Genomic DNA, 21,642 nt, shown 5'->3' on the forward strand with positions numbered 1-21,642 from the left:
CGCTTCCGCCCCTGTCAGGGAACGGGCTCCTGCGTTTCGCGCTGCGCCGACGGCCGATCGCGACCCGCCCACACCGCACCGGCGCTCGCGAGGACCACGAGTGCGATGCCACCGACCTCGAGAAGTGAGAGATGCTGGCCGAGCACGATGAAGCCGGCGATGCTCGCCGTGGCGGGGCCGAGGCTCATCAGGATGCCGAAGATCGCGGGCGACAGCCGGCGAAGCGCCATCAGCTCGAGCGCATAGGGCACGGTGGAGCTGAGTACGGCGACGGCGGCTCCCAGCGCGACCAGCTCGACGCGCAGCAGCGCCTCCCCCGCATCGGCGATACCGAGCGGTAGGGACAGGATCGCGCCGATGACCATCGCCAGCGCCAGGCCGTCGAGCTTCTGGAAGTCCCGTCCGACCCGGGCCGACGCGAGGATGTAGCCGGCCCAGCTCACCGCGGCGCCCAGCGCGAAGAGAACCCCCGCCACCGTCAGCCGATCCCAGCCTCCGCCGGCGAGAGCCAGGATGCCGAGCAGCGCCAGTGCCGCCCACAGCCAGGCGATGCGTGATCGGGCGGTGATGACGGCCAGGGCGAGCGGACCGAGCACCTCGATCGTCACAGCGACACCGAGCGGCAGCTCGCTGAGCGCCAGGTAGAACAGGCAGTTCATGGTCACGAGCACCCCGCCGAGCATGGCGGCGGAGCGCCACGCCCGCGGGGTGAGGCCTCGCAGCGAAGGGCGGGCGATGAGCAGCAGGATCACCGACGAGAACACCAGCCGCATCATGACCATGCCCAACGGTCCCACCGCCGGGAACAGCAGCACCGCGAGAGACGCGCCGAGCTCCTGGCAGACGAGGCCCGCCGCGACGAGGGCGAGCGCCGGTGCACCTGAGCCGGACGCGACCCGCGCTCGGAAAGCCGGCGCGCGGTTCACTCTGCGGGCGGGGCGGTGCAGATCGCGCCCTTGGCGATCTGCTGGCCGTACTGCTCGGCCGTGAACGGCAGGCCGAACTCCGGCGCGGTCTGTCCCTCGGCAGCCGGCGCCTTGGAGGCGATCGCCGCGAGCTGCCAGGCCAGGTACGCCGCGGTGCCGCTGCCGGTCGAGGAGTTGTTCATGGTCACCGCGACGGTGAACCCGGTGGTCGGGTCGGAGTACGCGGCCGTGATGTACCCCGGCGTCCAGCCGTGCTGCCCGATCATCGAGCCGACCAGGTAGGCGCCGCCGGTGGCCTGGTACCACGACGCGGCCTTCGGTGCGGCCGGCAGCGGCGCAGAGAACCGGTCGGGCTCCGCATCCTCGTCACGCAGCGCCTGGCGCGCCTCGGCCTGCACGTAGCGCCCGAGGTCTTCAATGGTCGACACGGCGCCCGAGTCGGTGAAGCCCGTGCTCGACGACATCTCGGTGATGTCGACCGGAGCGGCGCAGTCGTAGCCGCCCTCCACGGCCGGCAGGTAACGGCCCTTGAGCGACGGCTCGGGCGTGGGGGGCGCCGCCTTCGGGCGCGGAAGCGACGTCGACGAGAGCTCGAGCGGCTCGGTGACGTACTTCTCGATCAGCTCGGAGGCGCTCATGCCTGATGCGCGCTCCAGCGCGAGGCCGAGCATCAGGTAGCCGGCGTCGGAATCGCGGTAGGCGGTGTGCGCCGGGCCGCGCTGCTGGCCGAGCCCGAAGCTGGCCAGCTGCAGAGGAGACCAGTCGCGGGCGGGAGTGTTGAGCCAATAGCCCTTGACCGAGGCCTCCGACGAGCCGACGCCGCTGGTGCCGTTGCACAGATCGAGCAACGTGATGTCGGGCAGGTCGGCGACGCCGGACACGTACTTGGGCACGGGCGCGTCGAGCTTCACCTTGCCGTCGTCGGCGAGGCCGTAGAGGACGTCGCAGGTCATCAAGCGCGTCACATCGGCGATGCGGAACGACATGTCAGTGGTCACCTTGGTCTCGTCGCCCGCACCCTGCGTGCCGAGGCCAGTGACCCACTTGCCGCTCCACGGCACCCAGACGCCCACGATGGCCCCCGATGCCCCGGTCGCGGTCATCGCGTTCTCGACCGCCGTCTGCAGCTGCGCGGTGACGTCGTCGGGCAGGGCGGCGTCGACCTGCTCCGGCGGCGTGTAGCTGAACTCGTCGGCCTGTCCGGAGCATCCAGTGAGGGCGAGGGCGAGCGCTGCGACGGCGCCCACGGCTGCGCGCACGCGGCGCGACGAACGAAGCTGCATTGATCGACTCTCCCGGGGATGGATGCTCCGAGTCTAGAACGCGGATGCTGGGAGCCGGCCACCCGCCCCGCTCAGCCGGTGACCGTCTCTGCCTGCCGCGCCTCCCACGCCTCGCGCATGAAACGTCGCACGTCCTCGTCGACTCGGATGTCGGAGGGCCGCAGCGGACGGGAGAGGTAGAGCCCGTCGAGGGAGGTGAGCCGGCTGAGCGCCACGTACGTCTGACCGGGGGCGAACGCGCCTGAGCCGAGATCGATGATCGCCCTGTCGTAGGTCTTGCCCTGCGACTTGTGGATCGTGACCGCCCACGCCAGCCGCAGCGGGAACTGCGTGAACTCGGCGACCACCTCGCGCGAGAGCGTCTTCGTGCCCGGGTTGTAGGCGTAGCGGAATCGCTCCCAGACGGCGGGCTCGACGTCGAACTCCTCCCCGTCGACGTCGACGCGCACCGTGCCGCCGAGGATGCGCGTCACGGTGCCGATCGAGCCGTTCACCCACCGCGGCGGCTCGCCGCCCATGGACACGTCGTTGCGCAGGAACATCACCTGGGCGCCGACCTTGAGCTTCAGCTCCTGGTCAGCGGGGTAGTTCGCCTCTCCACGCCCGAAATCTCCCGACACCTCGGCGTGCGCGGTCTGCTCTCGCCCTGCGAGCGCGGCGAGATGGCGGCGGTTGATGCTGTTGACGATGTCGTTGCGCGTGGCGAGGGTGATGATCGGCACCTCGCCTGGCTCCGGGTCGGGCGGCGTTCGCGCCCCCTGGGCGTTGAGCACACCCGCGATGTCGGACGTCACCCGGCCATAGCGCACCGCGTTCAGCATGGACTTGAACCCGTCATCCGACTGCCTGTGGATCTGCACCAGTTCACGCACGTGCAGCTTGGCGCCATGCGCGCCGAGGTCGAGCATCCCGCCCTCGGATGCCGTTCCGCCCGTCCACACCTTCGCGTCGAAGAACCAGAAGGAGCGGTAGTGGTCCTGGATGTAACGCAGCTCGTCTCCCCGCGGCGGTACGGGGGCGAGCTGATAGGGGTCGCCGAACATGACGACCTGAACGCCGCCGAACGGCTCGGCCCGTCGTCCGCGCGCCTGGCGCAGCGAGCGGTCGATCGCGTCCATCAGGTCGGCGTTGACCATCGAGATCTCGTCGATGACGAGCGTCTCGATGGCGTTCAGGATGCGCCGGGTGGCATCGGACTGGTCGATCTCGCTCTCGGCGATGAGCCCGATCGGCAGCCGGAACAGCGAGTGGATCGTCTGCCCCTCCACGTTCAGCGCGGCGACACCGGTGGGAGCGCAGATCGCGATCTGCTTCTTGGTGTTCCACGCGAAATGCTGCAGCAGGGTGGACTTGCCCGTGCCGGCACGGCCCGTGATGAAGACGTGCTCGTCGGTGTCCTCGATCAGACGGAACAGCTCCCGCTGTTCATCGGAGAGGGGCTGCGCGGACACGCACCCATGTTAAGGCCGTTCGGCTCCGTCCCAGCGCGGATCCCTAGACTTGCGCCATGATGCACGGTGGGCGGGGGTCTCGGCGGCGCGCCCGCCTGAGCACCGACCTCACGATCCTCGGCATCGTCGGGGTGCTGCTGATCGCCGCCGTCGGCGCCGGAGGCGTGTCGCTGTATCAGCAGTTCTACAGCCCCTCCGCATTCGTGCAGCGCTATCTCGACCTGCTCTCGTCCGGGCGCGCGGCCGACGCGCTTCAGGTGCCGGGAGTGTCGGTCGATCTCGCACTGCTCGAAGACTCCGGCATCGACAGGACCGCCTCCGAGGCGCTGCTTCGCCCCGCGGCACTCGCCCCCCTGACCGATGCGCACGTCACCTCCGAGAAGAGCGCCGACGGCGCCTACCGCGTGACCGCGCAGTACCGCGCCGCGAACGTGCGCGGTGCGACCACGTTCGACGTCGTGCAGGACGGCTGGGTCGGCGTCACGCCCAACTGGCGCTTCGCCCGCAGCCCGCTCGCCGAGATCGAGCTGACCGTGCGCGGTGCGGACCAGTTCGCCGTGAACGGCTTCGCGATCGACCGTCGCCAGGTGTCGGCGGCGGGAATGGACGCCGCGCCGCTGGACCCGCTGCACCTGATGGTGCTCACCCCCGGGGTGTACTCGGTGACGGTCGACACACCGATCGCGGCATCCGAGGGAGTGAGCGTGCTCGCCGACACACCCCTCGCCCGCACACCCGTGGAGGTGCAGGCGCAGCCGACCGAGCGCTTCATCGACGTGGTGCAGGAACGGGTGGAGCAGTTCCTGACCACGTGCGCCACGCAGGAGGTGCTGCAGCCGACGTCCTGCCCGTTCGGTCTCGAGGTGCAGAACCGCCTCGCCGACGGCTCGGCCCCGAAGTGGTCCATCGCAAAGCAGCCGGAGGTGACCGTTGTGCCCGACGGCTCCGGCTGGGCGATTCCCCCGACGGATGCCGTGGCTCACATCGAAGTCGACATCATGTCTCTGTTCGACGGGTCGGTGCAGACGGTCTCGGAGGACGTTCCGTTCCAGGTGAACGGCACGATCGCCATCCTGCCCGACGGATCGGCATCCATCCGAGTGGGATCACCCTCCTCGTAAGACGACCGAGGAATCCAGCAGGCGCCGGCTCAGCGCACTCCGGCCCTTGCCAGCCCGCTGACGATGCGCGCGGCCAGCCACGACCCGGCGGCGGAGGCGACGATCCGGGCCGCCCATGTGGCGAGCAGCAGACCGGGCATCAGATGCTCGGCCGACATCACCGGCAGCGAGATCCCGAAGAGCGCCGTGCCGACAACGGCGCCTGTCAGCACATGCTGCACGGCCGACGGCGATGTGCTGCGGCTCAGCAGCCGCAACATCAGGTCGAAGCTCGCGCCGGCCACCACAAGCGGTACCGCGATCAGCCAGCCCACGGCGTTGAACGGGCCGACGAGCACCGCCGTGATCACGGCGGTCAGGCTCGCCGCCCACCGTAGCCCTACCATCCGCCTCGCCGCGAACACGAACAGCGTCTGCAGCCCGGCGACAGCGGCGTAGACGGGCGGCGACCAGGCGGCGATGTGAGGCGTCACCGGTGACAGCGCGATGATCGGCAGCGCCTGCACCGCCGCGAAGGCCGCGATCTGAAGATGCCGTCGAGTCAGCCCGACAGTGGCAGGGGCCGCCGCGGCCGCGCGTTCCTGCTGCGTCATGCGCGGGGGGACCGGGTCTCGCGCTCGGCGACGCGCCTGTCGCGCTCGGCGATCTCGGCGAGGCGAGCGTTGTACTCCTCCAGCTCGGCATCGCCCGTGCGGTCGGCGTGCCTGTCGCGACGGCGCTGCAGACGGGCATCCGAGCGCGACCATTGGATCGCCACCGTGATCGCCAGCACCAGCGTCGGGATCTCGCCCACCGACCACGCGATTCCGCCGCCGATGTACTGATCCTCGATCGGTGTCGGACCCCACGTCCGGCCCATCGACCCGTACCACTCGGCGACGATCAGGCCCTCCTGCATCATGATCGCCATACCGAAGAACGCGTGCATGGCCATCACTGCGATGAGCGTGATCAGCCGGCCCGCGTGCGGGAGTCGATACGGCACCGGATCGACTCCGATCAGGCTCATCACGAAGAGATAGCCCGAGATGAGGAAATGGATGACCATCCACTCGTGGCCGAGATGGTCGTACATCGCCCACCGCACCAGGTCGGTGAAGTAGAACGCCCACAGCGACACCACGAAGATCGCGGCCGCCACGAACGGATGCGTGACCACGCGGGAGAAGGGCGAGTGCACCGCCCACATGATCCATTCGCGTCCGCCGCGCGTGCCGTCCTCGCGTTTGTGGACGGCACGCAGCGCCAGCGTGATCGGCGCTCCGCTCACGAGCAGAAGCGGGATCGCCATGCTGAGCATCATGTGCCCGAGCATGTGCACGCTGAACAGGTACTCCTGGTACCTGTTGATCGGGCCGCAGGTGACCCACAGCAGCAGCGCCATGCCGAGCATCCAGAACACGGTGCGCTGGATCGGCCAGCGGTCGCCGCGTCGATGCAGCCGCACCACGCCGACGGCGTAGAACACCACGCCGAAGCCCACGGCGACCAGCCAGAGCACGTCGATGTCGATCGAGGTGAACCAGCGATCCAGCGTGAGCTCGGGTGGCAGCACCTCCCGGGTGAGCCGCTGCGCCGGGGTCTGCACGGCAGGGGCCTCCTCGCCGACCGGCGGCGGGGTGCGGGCGAGCGCGGCGGCCGCACCGGAAGCCAGGCCCATCAGCAGCAGCTCTCCGAGGATGAGGCTCCAGAACGACCGTCTCTGCTTCTCACCGCTGAGCTGCGGGATGAGCCGCCGGCGGTACCATGCGCCGAACAGTCCGAGGCCGGCGAGCAGCACGGCCTTAGCGATCACGATGACGCCATAGGGGCTGAGCAGCTCCGCCCAGCCGCCGAGCGCGACGACCGTGCGCGCGACACCGGAGACGGCCACGACGACGAACGCGGCGAGCGCGAGAGACGAGTACCTGCCGACGAGCAGCGGCACGTCCAACCGCCGGGCGGCATCCTTCGTCTGGCGGTCACGGCCCGCACTCGACGTGCGCAGCAGCACGAGCAGCATCACGCCGCCCAGCCACACGGCTGCGCCGATCGTGTGCAGCAGGATCGCGTTGACGGCGACGGTGTGACCGGCCAGATCGCCGGAGTGCCCCTGCGTCGCCATGGGCACGAAGGCGGCGGCCGCGAGAACCGCCGTGAGCATGGTTCCGGTCCAGCTGCGCCACCCGAACACGAGCAGCGTGACCGCAGCGCCCATGAGGGTGGTGATGAGCCACGCCTGCCCCAGCGGCAACTCGAGCAGGAACCTGCCGAACTGCTCGCCGAACGACCGGTCGGCCGACAGCTTCGGGTTGAAGGCGGCCATGAAGGTGAAGAACGCCGTGGCACCCGAGGCGACGGTGAACACCGCGGCGCCCACGGATGCGGTGTCGAGCGCGATGTCGAACGACTTCTCACCGCTGCGCAGGCCGAAGAGTGCCAGCACGAGAGAGCCGAGCATGGCTGCGGCTGCGAGGTTCGCGACGAGCTTGACGGCCGGAAGCCCCCACATCACGATCGGGCCGGGGTCGAGCAACCTCGGCGGCACGGCGCCGCCGCCGACGATCAGCGACGCGATCAACGCCGCGGACGCGCCGGCGAGCAGGATCGCGAGGCCTGCGAGGCGGTAGGGGTTCACCTCTCCAGCCTAGGCCGGAAGCCTGTGCGACGATCGCGCCCCGGAACGACGAAGGCCGCCCCCGGAGGGACGGCCTTCGTGCGGCTGGGCGGTCTTACTTGACAGCGGCCTTCAGCTTGGAGCCGGCGGTCACCTTGACGCGCTTGCCGGCCGGGATCTTGATCTCGGCGCCGGTCTGCGGGTTGCGGCCGGTGCGGGCGGCGGTGTCGACCTGCTCGAACGAGATCCAGCCCGGGATCGAGACCTTGCTGCCCTTGGCGACGGCGTCGGAGACGGTGCCGAAGAGCGAGTCGAGAACGCGCGAGACCGTGGCCTGGCTCTCGCCGGTGGCGGAAGCGATGCTCGCGACGAGCTCGGTCTTGGTGATGGACTTGTCAGCCATGTCATCCTCCAGCGACGATGGTCCGTCGCATCATGTTGGTTTCGGAGGCGAACCTCCGTCGGTCGATCGACCGCCTCGACAGTATCAACCGAGACCATGAAATCCGCGTCATTTCGCGGGTTTCGGGCACATTTCTCGGCGTGTCACGCCACATGTGTCACATCAGTCACAGAAATCGGGCCGCAAACCCTCACGGTTCGCAGGAGATCGCACGGAATCAAGGAGCGGATGCGTGTGCTCGGGCCTGCAGATCGTGCGATCTCCTGCAGGTCGTGCGGTCAGCGAGCGGCGCGATGCAGCCCCTGCGCCACCGCCTCCATGATGATGGCCTGCACCTGTTCCCATCGGTCCATGATCTGCTCGTAGCTGAAGCGCAGCACGTGGTATCCGCGCAACGTCAGCTCGGCGTCATGCCGGATGTCGCTGGTGCGCTGCGCCCCCGTGTGCGTGGCGCCGTCGATCTGCACCACGAGACGCTCACCGATCAGCAGGTCGACGCGATGACCGAGCACCCACGCCTGCGGCAGCATCGGCACCCCCATCCATCGGAGCCGGAAGATGATGATCGTCTCGAGACCCGAGTCTGCGAAGGGGCGCGCCTGCTCAAGCACGGCGACCGCCGCCGGCGGAAGAGGCAGCCGCGCGAGCGCCTGACGGTCGACGAGCCCTTTGTTGAGCGCCGACTCCCAGATCACCAGCGCCTGCTCGGCAGGCTGGCACTGCGCGATGATCGACAGCGCGTTGACCAGGTGGTCTTCGATGTCATCGCTACTGCGGTCGATCACCGGCTTGGACCAGTGGACCACGACGTGCGCGGGAACCTCGATCCGCGACCCGTTGGGCGCAGCGGCCACATGGAACGCCGTACGCTCGGGAACCCACAGCCCTCGGCGTTCAGCCACGGTGACGCAGCTCAGCACCACCCCACGACGCACGGCGCCGAGCAGAAGCTGATCGGCATCCGGCACCGCCACCCAGCCACTGCGCACGGTGACGATCTGACCGGATTCCTTCGCGCGTCGCACAGCGTACGTGCTCACACCCGCGCGCACGAGAGTGCGGGTGCGGGCGATCCCGCCACGCTTTCGGAGTTCGGTCACGGCATCCATCAGGCCACTCTGCGCCGGCCGCGCGGCGGCGCGGGATCCGTCACCCGGTCCTTGGGGACAACTCAGCGCCACAGGCCGATGTGCAGAGCAGCGCGTCGCGCGATCCGCAGGAGATCGCACGGAGTGAAGGAGCGGATGCCGGGTATCCGGCCTGCAGATCATGCGAACTCCGGCAGAGTATGCGACCCGAAGACGCAGAAGGGGCGGGGATCCGAAGATCCCCGCCCCTTGAAAGCGACTGCTTACCAGCTTGACTTGGTCACGCCGGGCAGCTCGCCGCGGTGCGCCATGTCACGGAAGCGGACACGCGAGATGCCGAACTTCGTGAGCACACCACGGGGGCGGCCGTCGATGACGTCGCGCGAGCGCACGCGCACGGGCGATGCGTTGCGCGGCAGCTTCTGCAGGCCGATGCGAGCGGCTTCGCGCTGCTCGTCGGTCGACTCAGGGCTCACAAGAGCCTTCTTCAGCTCGGCGCGACGCTCGGCGTAGCGCTCGACGATGACCTTGCGCTGCTCATTGCGAGCGATCTTGCTCTTCTTAGCCATGGATCAACGCTCCTCGCGGAATTCGACGTGCTTGCGGACGACCGGGTCGTACTTCTTCAGCACGAGACGGTCGGGGGTGTTGCGGCGGTTCTTCTTGGTCACATAGGTGTAACCGGTGCCCGCCGTCGAACGCAGCTTGATGATAGGACGGACGTCCTGAGCCTTCTTGGCCATTAGAGCTTCACACCCTTCGCAAGGAGGTCCTTGACCACGTTCTCGATGCCGCGCACGTCGATCACCTTGATGCCCTTGGCGGACACGTTCAGGGTGACCTTACGACCGAGCGACGGCACGTAGTAGGTCTTCTTCTGCACGTTCGGGTCGAAGCGGCGCTTCGTCCGGCGGTGCGAGTGCGAGATGTTGTGACCGAAGCCGGGAACAGCGCCGGTCACCTGGCACACTGCTGCCATGTTGTGACTCCTTCAATACCGTGAGGCCGGACGGCCCCACCCAAGATCCCTTGTCGGCCCCTTCCGCTCACATCGACGGACCCAGCAGGCCCGAGGAGAATGAGAGGGAGGGACGAACTGCGCACAGGAGAGCGCGCAGACAAAGAGTCAGTCTAGCACGCGCAGGATCACTTCTCCGACCCGGCGACCATGCCCTTGATGAAGTAGCGCTGCAGCACCAGGTAGACGACGAGCACGGGCAGCACCGAGATGAGCGATGCCGCCGCGGCCGCGCCGAGGTCGCTGGACGATGTGGCGAAGAACGTGCTGATCGACGGCGCGATCGTGCGCATCTCGGGACTGCGCATGAGGTACACGCTCAGCGCGTACTCGTTCCACACGTTCACGCTGGTGAGGATCACGACCGTGGCGGTCACCGGCCTCAGCATCGGCACGACCACCCGGAACAGCACCTGCACGGCGTTGGCCCCGTCGACCGATGCGGCCTCCTCGATCGAGACGGGCAGACCGCGCATGAACGCGGTGTACAGGAAGATCGCGAGCGGCAGCTGGGTGGCCGTCATCACCAGGATGGTGCCCCAGTAGGTGTTGACGCCGTGCAGCTGGACCATCTGGGCGTACAGCGGAACGAGGATCGACAGCGGCGGGATCATGATGAGCCCGACGATCACCGCGAACACGAGCCTGTTCAGCCGAGTCGGGCGCCGCGCGAGCGGGTACGCCGCGAGCGCGCCCAGCACGCACACCAGCACGGTCGAGCACAGCGTCACCAGAGCGCTGTTGCCGATCGCCTGCAGGATGCGCCCCTGCTCGATCGCCGTGGCGAAGTTCTGCCAGTAGATCTCGCCGAACGGAGGCAGCCACTGCGACGACAGGTCGCTGCGCGCCTTCAGTGACGAGGTGAGGGTGATGTAGAACGGCAGCAGCTGCAGCAGCACGGCCAGCAGCACCCCGGCCCCGATCGCCAGTCGCGCCGGCCACGGTGAACGAGCGGATGCCGGGGGCATCCGATCCTGCGTCCCGCCGGCCGCCCGCGCCGCGTCCCGCACGACGCTCACGACTGCTCCAGCCTTCGCCGGTTGAGCGCCGTGTTCAGCACCAGGGTGAACACAGCGATGATCAGGAAGAGCACCACGCCCATCGCCGAGGCGTACCCCGCGCGCTGACTGTCGAAGTACATCTTGGCGATCAGCGTCGACACCGAGTTGGTCGAGTAGCCGGGGCCGCCTCCGGTCAGCACCTGGATCACATCGAAGAGCTTCAACCCGCCGATCAGGTTCAGCACGATGCTGGTGGCGAAGGCCGGCTGCAGCATCGGGACCGTGATGTGCAGGAAGGACTGCCGCGCGTTCGCCCCGTCGAGGCGCGCCGCCTCGAAGTACGTCGTCGGAATCGACTGCAGGCCGGCGAGGTAGATGACCATCGATATCCCGACGAACTGCAGCGAGTTAACCGCGACGATGATCGCGACGGCCGCACCGGAGTCGCTCAGCCACGCCGTGCGCTCCCCGCCCAGTGCGATCACGAGGTCGTTGAGCCCGCCGGAGTTGTAGGAGAAGAAGAGGTAGTACATCGTGCCCATCACGATGGGCGAGACGAGCACGGGCAGGTAGATGATGGCGCGGGCGATCCCCCTCCCCCGCACCGCTCTGTCGAGGGCGAGCGCGAGCGCGAGTCCGATCACCTGCTGCACGAGGGTCGAGCCGAACCCGTAGACGAACGTGTTCCCCAGCGCGGTGCGGAAGTTGGGGTCTTCGAAGAGGCGCAGATAGTTCTCGGCGCCGACGAACGCCCGCTCGGCGCTGTACCCGTTCCAGTCGGTCAGGGAGAACAGGATGCCGTTGGCCAGCGGCCACAGCGTGAACACCCCGAGGACGATGAGAGCGGGCACGTACAGCAGATCGAGCCGGCGACCCGCGAAGCGGGGGACAAGCCCCCCTGTCCCCCGCTTCGGCTCAGTGACCGCGGTGTCGTTCTCGACGACAGTGGCGGTGGTCATCCTCGCAGCGAGTCGTAGCTCGACTTCATCTGGGATACGGCATCCGCCGGCGTCATCTGGCCGGTGATCACGCCGTCGGTGGTGGCGACCATGGTGTCCCAGATGCCGTTCGGCAGGTACACGCGGTCGAAGTAGGGCTGCAGGGGCAGATCGCCGGGTGCCACGAACTCGTCGTAACTCGCCTGCAGGACGCCGAGGTCACTCTCCGCGCTCGTCAGGCCCGGGATGCCGCCGACGGCGCTCGCCAGCTTGGACAGGTTCTCGGGCTGGGCGAGGAAGTCGAGGTAGTCGAGCGCCTGCTCCTTGTCGGGCGAGTCCTTGGCGACGCCGTAGGCGCGCCCCTCACCGCCCACCAGGAACGGCTCGCCGTCCTCCGAGGGAACGGGCATGTAGCCGAGGTCGGCGTCGGGGTCGAATCCGAGAGCGGTGGCGACCAGGTAGTTCTGCACGAACACGAAGGCGGTCGTGCCCTCCGCCAGCGCACGACCCAGATCGTCGGCGGTGGCCGACGAGTAGTCGGGGTTGAAATAGCCCGCCTTCTGCCAGTCGGAGACGTGATCGAGGAGGCGGGTGTAGCCGGCCTCGTCGAACGTGCCGTCGAGGAAGCCCTCGAAAGACTCTTCGCTGAAGTCGCCGGAGCCGATGAAGTCGGTGATGTTGCCCGCGAACCAGCTGTCCTTGCCCGAGGAGGAGAGGGGGATGACCCCGGCGTCCTTCAGTGTCTTGAGCGCCTCTTCGAACGCGACCCAGTCGGTGAGGGAGGCCGCGTCGATGCCGGCCTCGTCGAGCACCGTGCGGTTGTAGACGATGCCGGCGACGTCCGTGTCGATCGGCAGAGCGAAGAACTGTCCGTCGTCGTTCTGCATCGCCGGTGCGAGCGCCTCGTTGAAGTCCTTCGCCCACGGCCGTTCGTCCAGCGGCTCGAGGAACTCGCTGTAGCGCAGCAGGGACCAGCCGTGCGTGGCCCAGATGTCGGGGAGATCGCCCGAGGACAGGCGCACCTTGATGTCGGCCTCATAGGTGTCGGTCGAGGGAACGAGGTCGATCTTCACGCCCGGGTTCTCGTCCTGATAGGCGTCGGTGATCTCCTGCAGCACCTCCAGTGACGGGTCGGATGCACCGAAGTTGGTCTGCATCTCGAGCTCGACATCTCCTCCGCCCCCGCTCGCGTCTCCCGAGCAGCCGGTGAGCGCCAGCGCGCTCACGGCGATCGCCGCGGCCCCGATCATCGTGCGCTTCATGTTCCGTACCTCGCTGTTCTTCGACGCCATCGTCCGGAAAAGTTGATGCGAAAACCTGCCGTTCGTGGTAGGTTACCCGCGTAGATCACTGGGGATCAAGGGGGTCTCGGAACCCGACTGAGGGGCAGGGTTCCGGGGCCCTCCTCCATGTTGACACCCGTAGAGAGGCAATGGAAGACTGCCGAGATGGCGTTCAGCTTGGGAATGGTCGGGGCCGGGCAGTTCGCAGGCCAGTTCGCCACGCTCTTCCACCATCACCCTGCCGTATCGGCTGTTCACGTCACCGATGTCATCGGCTCGCGCGCCGACCAACTGGTGCACTCCGCCGGTCTCGCCGGGACGTTCCGCAGCTTCGATGAGATGCTCGCATCCGAGGCCGTCGACGCAGTCGCGATCTTCACCCAGCGGTGGACACACGGACCGCTCGTCGTGCAGGCGCTGCGCGCCGGCAAGCACGTCTACTCGGCAGTGCCCATGGCGATCAGCGTCGAGGAGATCGGCGCCATCATCGAAGCCGTGCGCGAGACGGGCCTCACTTACATGATGGGTGAGACGAGCTACTACAACCCCGCGACGGTGTTCGCCAGGCAGAAGCTCGCCGAGGGTGCCTTCGGCCGGCTGTTCTACGGCGAGGGCGACTACGTGCACGACATGGACCTGGGCTTCTACGAGGCGTACCAGTACTCCGGCGGCGAGGGCTGGAAGTCGACGGCGAGCTACCCGCCCCTGCTCTACCCGACGCATTCGATCGGCGGGGTGCTCGGCGCATGGCCGACCCACGCGACCGCGGTGTCGGCCATCGGGATCACCGACGGTCGCGGCGACGGCGTCTTCGATCGCTCGGTCAGTCAGTTCGACAATGACTTCTCCAACGCCACCGCGTTGTTCGAGCTCGCCGCCGGAGGCTCGATGCGCATCAACGAGTTCCGTCGGGTCGGCTATCCCTCACATCTGCGCGAGTCGCGTTTCCGGTGGTTCGGCACCGACGGGTCGTTCGAGCAGCTCGCCCGCACGACGGTGTGGCAGAACCGCGAGGGCGTCGAGGACATCTCGCACCTGATCGACACCCACGCCTCAGTGTCGCCCGACGACCCTTCGCTCGAACGCGTCGCGCCGGCGCTGCGCGACGCGTTCGTCTCGGGGTATGCCGCGATCCACGAGAAGGAGCGCGCCCGCATCCCGGCCGAGCTCGCGCCCTTGCACAACGGCCACGAAGGCAGTCACCATTTCCTCGTGGACGATTTCGCTCGCGCTGTCGAGGACGGCACACTGCCACCGGTGAACGCCTGGAAGGCGGCCCGTTTCACGCTGCCGGGCGTGATCGCGCACGATTCCGCCCGTCGAGGCGGCGAACGCCTCCCGATCCCCGACATGGGGGATCCGGATGCCGGATGAGCGCCGTCCGCGCTCGGTGACCCGTGCCGACGTCGCGCGATACGCAGGGGTCAGCACCGCCGTCGTCAGCTATGTGCTCAACGACGGGCCGAAAGCCGTCGCGCCGCTGACCCGCGAGCGGGTGCTGGATGCGGTGCGCGTGCTCGGCTACCGGCCGAACGCCGCCGCTCGTGCGCTCTCGAAGGGCGCAGCCGACATGCTGGGCCTGCTGGTGAACGACAATCGCAACCCGTTCTTCGCCGAGCTGTGTCATGCCCTCGACCAGGCCAGTGCCGAAACCGGCCGATCGCTGCTCATCGTCAACTCCGACCGCACCCAGGTGACCACATCGGAGCAGATCCGCGACCTCGTCTCCAGGCAGATCGGCGGTCTGATCATCGCCGATGTGCTCACCGCGCGTGAGCAGGCACTGGTCGAGTCGCTCGGCATCCCCGCCGTCCTGATCGGTCCGTTCGGCGAGACCGATGGCCTGCAGAGCATCGGCGTCGACTTCTGCGCAGGAACCCGTGAGAGCACGACACACCTGATCGAGCACGGATACCGCGACGTCGCCTTCGTGGGAAGCGCCGCCCGCTACGACGACCGCGAACGGGGCTGGCGCGAGGCGCTGGTCGACGCGCGCCTGGCTCCCGGCATGCTCCTGCACGTCCCCTTCAGCTATCAGGGCGGGTACGACGCCGGCACCCGCCTCGCCGACGCCGAGCGGCGGCCACGGGCTGTCGTCGCAGCCTCCGATCAGATCGCGATCGGGATGCTCGCCGCTTTCGGCGAGCGCGGCATCCGTGTGCCTGATGACATCGCCATCGTCTCGTTCGACGGCACCGTGACGGCCGACTTCGTCTGGCCGCGTCTCACCACGGCGGTGCAGCCTCTCGAGCAGATGGCGGCAGCGGCGGTGCGGGCGCTTCTCGAGCCGAGCCCGCCGGGTGAGCATCACGCGTTCCCTGCGCGTCTGCGGATCCGCGAGTCGTGCGGGTGCCGGCCCGGTGGCGGCGAGTGAGCAGCTCGCCGGTCAGTCGCCGGTGAGGTCGAGCGCGGCTGCGGCCGCGCCCCTCCCCCAGCGGAACGGCGAGACCGTCGGGTCACCCGGGATCCAGAACCGCCACGGGAAGGCGTGCGTGCCCGCGACACCTGCGACGCCCACCCGCGGGCCGGTGGCGACCTCCTCCAGGGGATCCGCAAGGCGCAGTGTCGCCACCGCGCCGTTCAGCGGCTGCCCGGTGATCGCGTCGATGCCGTCGTGAAGCGGATGCCGCAGCCCCGCCACCTGGCCGAGCCGGCCGGGTCCGCGCGCGAGATCGCGACCGGAGCGGCCGGAGCGGGCGATCGCGGCATCCGCTCCGTCGATCACCTCGCCGGCGCGCAGCAGCACACCGCCTGCGGTGCCGGAGGGACCGCACACGACGTTCACGCATGAGTGGATGCCGTGGCTGAGGTAGACGTAGAGGTGACCGGGCTCTCCCCACATGGTGGCGTTGCGCGCCGTCGGCCCCATCCGCGCGTGCGATCCGGGATCGGGCAGGTCTCCGGTGCCGCGGCCGTGGTAGGCCTCCACCTCGGTGATCCGCAGCGCCACTGAATCGCCGTCGACCGTTGTGCGCAGTTCGGCGCCGAGCAGGCGAGGGGCCACCTCGAGTGGCAGGGCGGCGAGTTCCGAGCGGTCGGCTGGGCGGGTGGCGCGCATCGCCCCATCATGCCTCAGGATCAGGGCCGGGGCGCCTGTCGACACCAGGAGATGTCGAAGCCGCTCAGCGTGGGCAGCTCGCCGTCGCCTGCGAGGTCGATCAGTCGGGTGTGCAGGGTGGTGGGCAACGGCAGCAGCAGATCGTCGTAGTCGTTGTTCGGCAGATCGGGCGCGACCGTCACCGCTGCGTACTGCCCGCTCGGCGACGCGCAGACCTGCATGATGGCGTCGGTTCCGCTCACTTCGCTGATCACCTGCGCCTCGCCGTCGTCTGCGACCTTGACGACGGCCTGGCCGGTCGGCATCCCCGACTCGTCGCGCTGCACGATGTGGCGCAGAGTCCCGCCGGGTACGGGCTCGATGCTCGTGGCGTCGCCGTAATCGGGTTCGGATGCCGGCAAGGTGCCCTCCTCACCCGTGGTGAGATCGATCGTCACGATCCGCGCGTCGGTGCGCTCGACGATCGCGGTGTACGTGCCGCGGCTCACTCCGAGGATGCTGGCGGCGTTGCCCATCGGCTGCACTCCGGCATCCGTGAGCGGATCCTCCACGCTGAGCGCGCCGTCGAAGTCGATGAACAGCAGCGAAGACGAATCCGGCACGAACCGCCAGTCCGCGACGCTCGCCTCGGCATCCTCGACCTGCACGATGCGCGCCTCTCCGGCTCCGCTGAGCGGCTGGGTGACCAGCACGCTGGCTCGCCCGGAGTCCTCGCTGAGTTCACGGTCGGAGTAGCTGTAGCCGACAAGGCCGCCTCGGTCGGAGACCTGCACCGACGAGACGTAGCCTTCGCCCGGCAATGTCAGGTCGCGCTGCTGCGAGCCGTCGCGGCGCATGACGAGCAGGCGCGAGCCCTCCTCCTCCTCGACGGTGACGACCAGCAGCTCGCCCGCGATCCGGTAGTCCGAGATGCGCGGATGCTCGAAGACCGGGCTCGCCTTCTCTCCGGTCAGATCGGTGGTGAAGATCTTGTCGTCGCCGTCGGCGCTGCGCTGCAGCAGCATGATGCTCGAGGAGGGGGTGGTGAACGAGGTCTTGAGGTCGGCCGCAGGCCCGCCGCCCGACGACGTGACGCCGGCGACCGACACGGTGTACTCGGTGGCGTCGTGCAAGGGCACCGTGAAGCGGATGCCGACGTTGCGGCCAGCTGCATCCACCGTGAACGGCACGGCGGGTTCGACCGTGATCTGAGCCGGATCGACGGCGCTGAGCCGCTGGTTCGCGGTGAGTATGACCCGGCTGCCGGAGGTCTCGATCGCCTGGGCGGCATCGACCTGGACCTGGCTCAGCCGCGGCCCCTGGGTCAGGCTGACCGCCCCGAGCACGCCGACGACGAGCACCAGCACGCCGAGCACGGCGAACAGAGCCCGGGAGGAGCGGTTCCGGGTGCGTGCGGTCGGTTCCTCGGCCTTCACGGCAGGTGGAGTGCGCGCGGAGGCCGGTTCTGCTTCGGCCGGCGTCTCGGGAATGAACGCCGGAGCCGCGCCGACGACCACGGGCGTCGTCGGGGGCGGGATCGCGGGTGTGGTCGGCGTCGCCGCGTCGTCGTCGGCGCGAGCGACCTCGGCGACCTCCTCGGCGGGCGCGGCCTCGGCGGTCTCCTTCGCGGGAGCGACCTCGGCGACCTCCTCGGCGGCTCGCAGGGCACGCAGCTGGGCGCGCGTGAGGGGCGCCCCGCTCTCGCCGGGGCGGGGTCCGTCAGTACTCATACGGATCCCTCGGCTCGGCGATCTCCTTGACTTCGGAGGGCTCGATGCGCAGGGTGCCGTCGGCGTCCGCGCGAACGGTGCCGGTGACCTCGATCCACTGACCGGTGGCGTATCCGCCCTGCGAATCCGCTGACGCGAGCGGGAGCGATGCCGGCTGCGCATCGATCACGCAGTGCGTGATGACCATCCGGGTGAGGTTCAGCCCGCCGGCATCCGACGGGGTCACGAATCCGGTGAGCGTCACAGCCGCGCCGTCGTAGGTCTCGGGCCGGGTGGCGGTGGCGAACGCGCTGGCCCACTCTCCGACGCCGAAGGTGGTGGTGTCGGCGACGCCGAGCGTCACGTCGTCGGCGCCGGCGAACAGAGCGGTGGTCTCGCCGGCGCGCGACATCGCCAGCTCGGCCGACAGCGACGCCGGCGGCAGCACGAGGGCGGCGAGCACCACGCCGGAGGCGATCACCCCGCCGCTGACTGTGGCTGCGGCTCCCAGGCTGCGGCGACGCGATGCGGCGGCATCCGTTTCCGCGGTGCCGTGGTCCGTGGTGCCGTGATCGTGATCGTGCTCCTGCTCGGCACCAAGCGGAAGCGTGCACGACCAGATCGCGGCGATGATCGTCAGAGCCGCAGCGGCACACGCGAACCACACTGTCTCGGGACTGACGTACAGGGTGAGCCGGCCGGTCAGGCCGAGGCCGAGCGTGACGACCGCCACGATCGTCGCCAGGCCCACACCCAGCCATCGGGAGCTCAGAGCTCGGAGGCGAGCGGAGGACGGGTCGCGGGGGTCAGCCAAGGACGTTCACCCCCAGCCCGATCGCGCAAGAGGTGAGCACCACGACGCCGACCACGCCGGCGAGAATCCGAGCCGTGAACGTCGTGCGCAGCAGAGCGAGCATCTTCACGTCGACGAGCGGCCCGACGAGCAGGAAGGCGATGAGAGCGCCCGACGAGAACGTCGAGGCGAACGACAGCGCGAAGAAGGCGTCGACGTTCGAGCAGATCGCCACCGTCATGGCCAGTGCCACCATCGCAACGATCGAGAGCACGGGATTCGAGCCCACCGCCAGAAGCACGTCTCGCGGCACCAGCACCTGCACCGCCCCGGCAAGCGCCGAACCGATCACCAGTGCCGGCATGACTGCGCGCAGCTCGATGAGGAACTGGGTGAGGCTGCGCCGCACCGGCGTGCCGGGCTCATGCGCGACGTGCGCGCAGGTCGCGACGAAGCGCTCGGTGAGCATGCCCTCCTGATCGGCGCGGCGGCTGTATATCCAGCCGATGAGGTTGGCGATCAGGTAGCCGCCGACGAGACGGGCGACGAGGATGCCGCCGTCCCAGCCGAACGCGGCGTGGGTGGTCAGGATGACGATCGGATTCACGATCGGCGCGGCGATGAGGAACGTCATCGCCTCAGCCGGTGCGAGTCCGCGCATCATCAGGCCGCGGGCGAACGGCACGTTTCCGCACTCGCACACGGGGATGAACATGCCCAGCAGCGAGAGCACGGCGCGGCGAGCCCAGGCGTTGCGCGGCAGCCAGCGCTGCACGGCATCGGCGGGCAGCCACACCTGCACGACGATCGACAGCACGACGCCGAGGATCACCCAGGGCAGCGCCTCGATGAGCACGCTCAGCGCGAGGGTGAGCCCGTCCTGCGCGCGGGTGGGCAGCGAGGCGGCGAACAGCGTCGGTGCGAGCTGATCGATGAGCACGAGCACCGCCACGACGGCGGCGCCGATGCCGAGCGCCGCTGACACCGGCAGGCGACGGCTCGCCTGCCGACGCGAAGCCGTGGCCGCGCGGGGCGCCTCCTGCTGCGGGGCAGTCGTCACTCCGCTTCTCCCGCGGGGGCGGCATCTGCGAGACCCGATCCTGTGCCGTCGGCGCCGGCCGCACCGGCATCCTGACGGTTGGCGCAGGTGGCGCACAGGCCGAAGATGTCGACAACATGCTCCGCGTCGCGGAAGCCGTGCAGAGCGGCAGTGCGCTTGGCCCACTGCTCGACGTCCTTCGCCTCGATCTCGACGGTCAGTCCGCAGGAGCGGCAGATGAGGTGGTGGTGGTGCTCCTGCGTGATGCAGGCGCGGTACAGCGCCTCGCCCTCGGGGCTCTGCAGCGAGTCGGCCTCGCCGGACGCCGCGAGTCCGGCCAGAGCGCGATAGACGGTCGCCAGGCCGATGCCGGTGTTCGCCAGCCGCAGTTCGGCGTGCAGGGTCTGGGCGCTCACGAAGCCACGGGCGTCCGCGAGCGCATCGCGCACGCGCTCCCGCTGCCAGGTGTTCCGCTGAGCCATGCTCCGAGTCTAGGCCGAGCGGGATCAGGGAGCGCTGGGAGAGGGACTCAGCCGAATACGACGAACGGGTGGCGGAAGATCGACTCCAGCCACCCGTTCGCGTATGCGGGATGCCGCGGGGCTCAGGCCTGGGACTCGTCCTCGACGAGCTCGACGTCCTCGTCGAGCAGCTCCTCGAGCTCGTCATCGACGTCGGATGCCGCGGCACTCGACGCACCGGCGGCCGGTCCGGTCAGTACGCCCTCCGGACGGATCAGCTCGCGCACCTCGGCCATGAAGCTGTTCAGCTGCTGCTGCTGCCAGCGCAGCTGACGGGTGCGGTCCTCGGCATCGCGCAGAGCACCGGTCGCGTGGGCGGTGACGGTCTCGACGATCTTCTGCGCCTTGGCGCGGGCGCGGTCGAGGGTCTCGCCGGCCTTGACCTTCGCGTCGGCCTCGATCGCCTGCGCCTGCGAACGCATCAGCCGCTCGTAGTCCTCTGCCTTGGCCGAGATGCGCTGCGCGTGCTCGAGCGATGCCGCGACCTGCTCGTTGGCGTCGCTGGTGATGCGCTCGGCGTGGGCGACGGCCTGGTTGTGCAGCACGAGGAACTCCTGCTGCGCGTCATCCTGCCTGCGGGTGAGCGTCTCCTCGAACTCCAGCACGCGGGCGTTCATCTCGCGCACGTCGCGCTCGGCGGCGGCACGCTGATCGGTGGTCTCGCGGGTGACCATCGCCCGCAGGGCCGCAGCCCCCTTCTCGGCTTCGGTGCGCAGCGTGGCGGCCTCACGCTCGGCCTGCACGACTTTCTCGGCGGCGTGCGCGGCCTCGCGCTCGATGCGGGCCTCGTGCGCGGTGTACTCGGTGTCGATCTTGAGGCGCACCTGCGCGGCGTCGTGCTCAGCCTGCTCGCGGATGCGTGCGACATCCGCCTCCAGCTCGGCGCGCTTGGCCTCGGCCTCCTCGCGGGCGGCCTCCAGCAGCCGCTCTGCCTGGGTCGCGGCGTTGTGGATCAGCACGCTGGCCTGCTCCTCGGCCACGCGCAGCACGGCCTCGAACTGCTGCCTGCTCTGCGGCTCGTCGGCGTCAGAAGGAGCCTCGCTCAGCTCGGCGGCAAGCGTCGCCACCTGAGCGGCGGCATCCTCTGCCTGGGCGCGCACCGCGGCCAGCTCGTCCTCGAGGCGAGCGACGCGCTCCTCGCTCTCGGCGCGAAGCTCCTGCAGCTCGGCCTCGCTCTGCTCACGCGCCTCCTCGACCTCCGCGCGGCGACGCGCATCGGCCTGTTCGAGGTCGGCGGAGATCCGCTTCAGCTGGTCGCGCAGCGTGGCGACCGCTGCGTCGACCTCGCCCTTGTCGTACCCGCGGAACGCCTGCGTGAACGAGGCCTGCTCCTTACCCGGCGCCGTGGTCAGCAGCTGGTCGAAGAAGTCGCCGTTCTGCGCGTTGTCGGAATCGTGCGTCTCGCTCACCGGACGTCACCTTTCTCAAGAATTCG

Annotated in this window: 22 protein-coding genes; 3 read left to right on the forward strand and 19 right to left on the reverse strand. The window is 69.1% G+C overall.

The window, feature by feature from the left end; translation table 11 throughout:
• Positions 1 to 14: 14 nt before the first annotated feature.
• From RIN43_RS01105 to RIN43_RS01115, 3 genes are all read right to left on the reverse strand, one after another.
• Entirely contained in the window at positions 15 to 926 is a 912-nt protein-coding gene (locus RIN43_RS01105) for an EamA family transporter (RefSeq protein ID WP_309127026.1), read from the reverse strand.
• Positions 923 to 2,209, reverse strand: coding sequence for a serine hydrolase domain-containing protein (locus tag RIN43_RS01110; protein WP_309127027.1), 1,287 nt, complete (start codon positions 2,207 to 2,209; stop codon positions 923 to 925). Before RIN43_RS01110 ends, RIN43_RS01105 begins: the two co-directional genes overlap by 4 nt.
• 71 nt (positions 2,210 to 2,280) lie before the next feature.
• Positions 2,281 to 3,660 (reverse strand): AAA family ATPase, encoded by a 1,380-nt coding sequence (locus RIN43_RS01115; protein ID WP_309127028.1) that lies wholly within the window; start codon positions 3,658 to 3,660, stop codon positions 2,281 to 2,283.
• A 56-nt stretch (positions 3,661 to 3,716) separates the two neighbouring features.
• On the opposite strand from RIN43_RS01115, the gene RIN43_RS01120 reads away from it, so the two are divergent.
• Positions 3,717 to 4,781, forward strand: a complete 1,065-nt coding sequence (locus RIN43_RS01120; protein ID WP_309127029.1) for a hypothetical protein — start codon at positions 3,717 to 3,719, stop codon at positions 4,779 to 4,781.
• Between the two features lie 29 nt (positions 4,782 to 4,810).
• On the opposite strand, the gene RIN43_RS01125 is transcribed toward RIN43_RS01120, so the two are convergent.
• The 10 genes from RIN43_RS01125 to RIN43_RS01170 all read right to left on the reverse strand — a co-directional run bounded on the left by RIN43_RS01125 (position 4,811) and on the right by RIN43_RS01170 (position 13,087).
• On the reverse strand, positions 4,811 to 5,374 hold the full coding sequence (locus tag RIN43_RS01125; RefSeq protein WP_309127030.1) for a hypothetical protein: 564 nt from the start codon (positions 5,372 to 5,374) through the stop codon (positions 4,811 to 4,813).
• Positions 5,371 to 7,398, reverse strand: coding sequence for a cytochrome c oxidase assembly protein (locus RIN43_RS01130; RefSeq protein WP_309127031.1), 2,028 nt, complete (start codon positions 7,396 to 7,398; stop codon positions 5,371 to 5,373). The genes RIN43_RS01125 and RIN43_RS01130 overlap by 4 nt, the downstream gene beginning before the upstream one ends.
• A gap of 94 nt (positions 7,399 to 7,492) precedes the next feature.
• On the reverse strand, positions 7,493 to 7,780 hold the full coding sequence (locus RIN43_RS01135) for an HU family DNA-binding protein (protein ID WP_087129650.1): 288 nt from the start codon (positions 7,778 to 7,780) through the stop codon (positions 7,493 to 7,495).
• Between the two features lie 278 nt (positions 7,781 to 8,058).
• Positions 8,059 to 8,889, reverse strand: a complete 831-nt coding sequence (locus RIN43_RS01140) for a type IV toxin-antitoxin system AbiEi family antitoxin domain-containing protein (protein ID WP_309127032.1) — start codon at positions 8,887 to 8,889, stop codon at positions 8,059 to 8,061.
• A 242-nt stretch (positions 8,890 to 9,131) separates the two neighbouring features.
• A complete protein-coding gene (gene rpsN / locus RIN43_RS01145) occupies positions 9,132 to 9,437 on the reverse strand; it encodes a 30S ribosomal protein S14 (protein WP_309127033.1) in 306 nt (101 codons plus the stop codon).
• A gap of 3 nt (positions 9,438 to 9,440) precedes the next feature.
• Positions 9,441 to 9,611: a 50S ribosomal protein L33 gene (rpmG, locus tag RIN43_RS01150; RefSeq protein ID WP_046014935.1), complete on the reverse strand. Its 171-nt coding sequence runs from the start codon at positions 9,609 to 9,611 to the stop codon at positions 9,441 to 9,443.
• Positions 9,611 to 9,847 carry a 50S ribosomal protein L28 gene (gene rpmB / locus RIN43_RS01155; protein WP_309066081.1) on the reverse strand — a complete coding sequence of 79 codons (237 nt, stop codon included), beginning with the start codon at positions 9,845 to 9,847 and terminating at the stop codon, positions 9,611 to 9,613. The genes rpmG and rpmB overlap by 1 nt, the downstream gene beginning before the upstream one ends.
• Before the next feature lie 167 nt (positions 9,848 to 10,014).
• Positions 10,015 to 10,905, reverse strand: a complete 891-nt coding sequence (locus tag RIN43_RS01160) for a carbohydrate ABC transporter permease (protein ID WP_309127034.1) — start codon at positions 10,903 to 10,905, stop codon at positions 10,015 to 10,017.
• The gene (locus RIN43_RS01165; protein ID WP_309127035.1) at positions 10,902 to 11,846 is read right to left on the reverse strand and encodes a sugar ABC transporter permease; all 945 of its coding nucleotides are present in this window, start codon (positions 11,844 to 11,846) and stop codon (positions 10,902 to 10,904) included. Before RIN43_RS01165 ends, RIN43_RS01160 begins: the two co-directional genes overlap by 4 nt.
• On the reverse strand, positions 11,843 to 13,087 hold the full coding sequence (locus tag RIN43_RS01170; protein ID WP_309127036.1) for an ABC transporter substrate-binding protein: 1,245 nt from the start codon (positions 13,085 to 13,087) through the stop codon (positions 11,843 to 11,845). Before RIN43_RS01170 ends, RIN43_RS01165 begins: the two co-directional genes overlap by 4 nt.
• A gap of 186 nt (positions 13,088 to 13,273) precedes the next feature.
• Here RIN43_RS01170 and RIN43_RS01175 point away from each other — a divergent pair, with 186 nt between their 5' ends.
• The gene (locus RIN43_RS01175; protein ID WP_309127037.1) at positions 13,274 to 14,482 is read left to right on the forward strand and encodes a Gfo/Idh/MocA family oxidoreductase; all 1,209 of its coding nucleotides are present in this window, start codon (positions 13,274 to 13,276) and stop codon (positions 14,480 to 14,482) included.
• The gene (locus tag RIN43_RS01180; RefSeq protein ID WP_309127038.1) at positions 14,472 to 15,482 is read left to right on the forward strand and encodes a LacI family DNA-binding transcriptional regulator; all 1,011 of its coding nucleotides are present in this window, start codon (positions 14,472 to 14,474) and stop codon (positions 15,480 to 15,482) included. The genes RIN43_RS01175 and RIN43_RS01180 overlap by 11 nt, the downstream gene beginning before the upstream one ends.
• Before the next feature lie 12 nt (positions 15,483 to 15,494).
• Here RIN43_RS01180 and RIN43_RS01185 read toward each other — a convergent pair whose 3' ends face one another.
• From RIN43_RS01185 to RIN43_RS01210, 6 genes are all read right to left on the reverse strand, one after another.
• Entirely contained in the window at positions 15,495 to 16,166 is a 672-nt protein-coding gene (locus RIN43_RS01185; protein WP_309127039.1) for a DNA-3-methyladenine glycosylase, read from the reverse strand.
• Positions 16,167 to 16,186: 20 nt separating this feature from the next.
• Positions 16,187 to 17,875 carry a hypothetical protein gene (locus RIN43_RS01190; RefSeq protein ID WP_309127040.1) on the reverse strand — a complete coding sequence of 563 codons (1,689 nt, stop codon included), beginning with the start codon at positions 17,873 to 17,875 and terminating at the stop codon, positions 16,187 to 16,189.
• Positions 17,865 to 18,668, reverse strand: a complete 804-nt coding sequence (locus RIN43_RS01195) for a TIGR03943 family putative permease subunit (protein ID WP_309127041.1) — start codon at positions 18,666 to 18,668, stop codon at positions 17,865 to 17,867. Before RIN43_RS01195 ends, RIN43_RS01190 begins: the two co-directional genes overlap by 11 nt.
• Positions 18,661 to 19,707 (reverse strand): permease, encoded by a 1,047-nt coding sequence (locus RIN43_RS01200; RefSeq protein WP_375163690.1) that lies wholly within the window; start codon positions 19,705 to 19,707, stop codon positions 18,661 to 18,663. Before RIN43_RS01200 ends, RIN43_RS01195 begins: the two co-directional genes overlap by 8 nt.
• Positions 19,704 to 20,168, reverse strand: coding sequence for a transcriptional repressor (locus RIN43_RS01205; protein ID WP_309127042.1), 465 nt, complete (start codon positions 20,166 to 20,168; stop codon positions 19,704 to 19,706). The genes RIN43_RS01200 and RIN43_RS01205 overlap by 4 nt, the downstream gene beginning before the upstream one ends.
• Positions 20,169 to 20,290: 122 nt before the next feature.
• Complete coding sequence (locus RIN43_RS01210) at positions 20,291 to 21,616, reverse strand: DivIVA domain-containing protein (RefSeq protein WP_309127043.1); 1,326 nt, start codon at positions 21,614 to 21,616, stop codon at positions 20,291 to 20,293.
• Positions 21,617 to 21,642: the final 26 nt, after the last annotated feature.

This window comes from Microbacterium sp. (genome assembly GCF_031178445.1).
GTDB lineage: Bacteria > Actinomycetota > Actinomycetes > Actinomycetales > Microbacteriaceae > Microbacterium.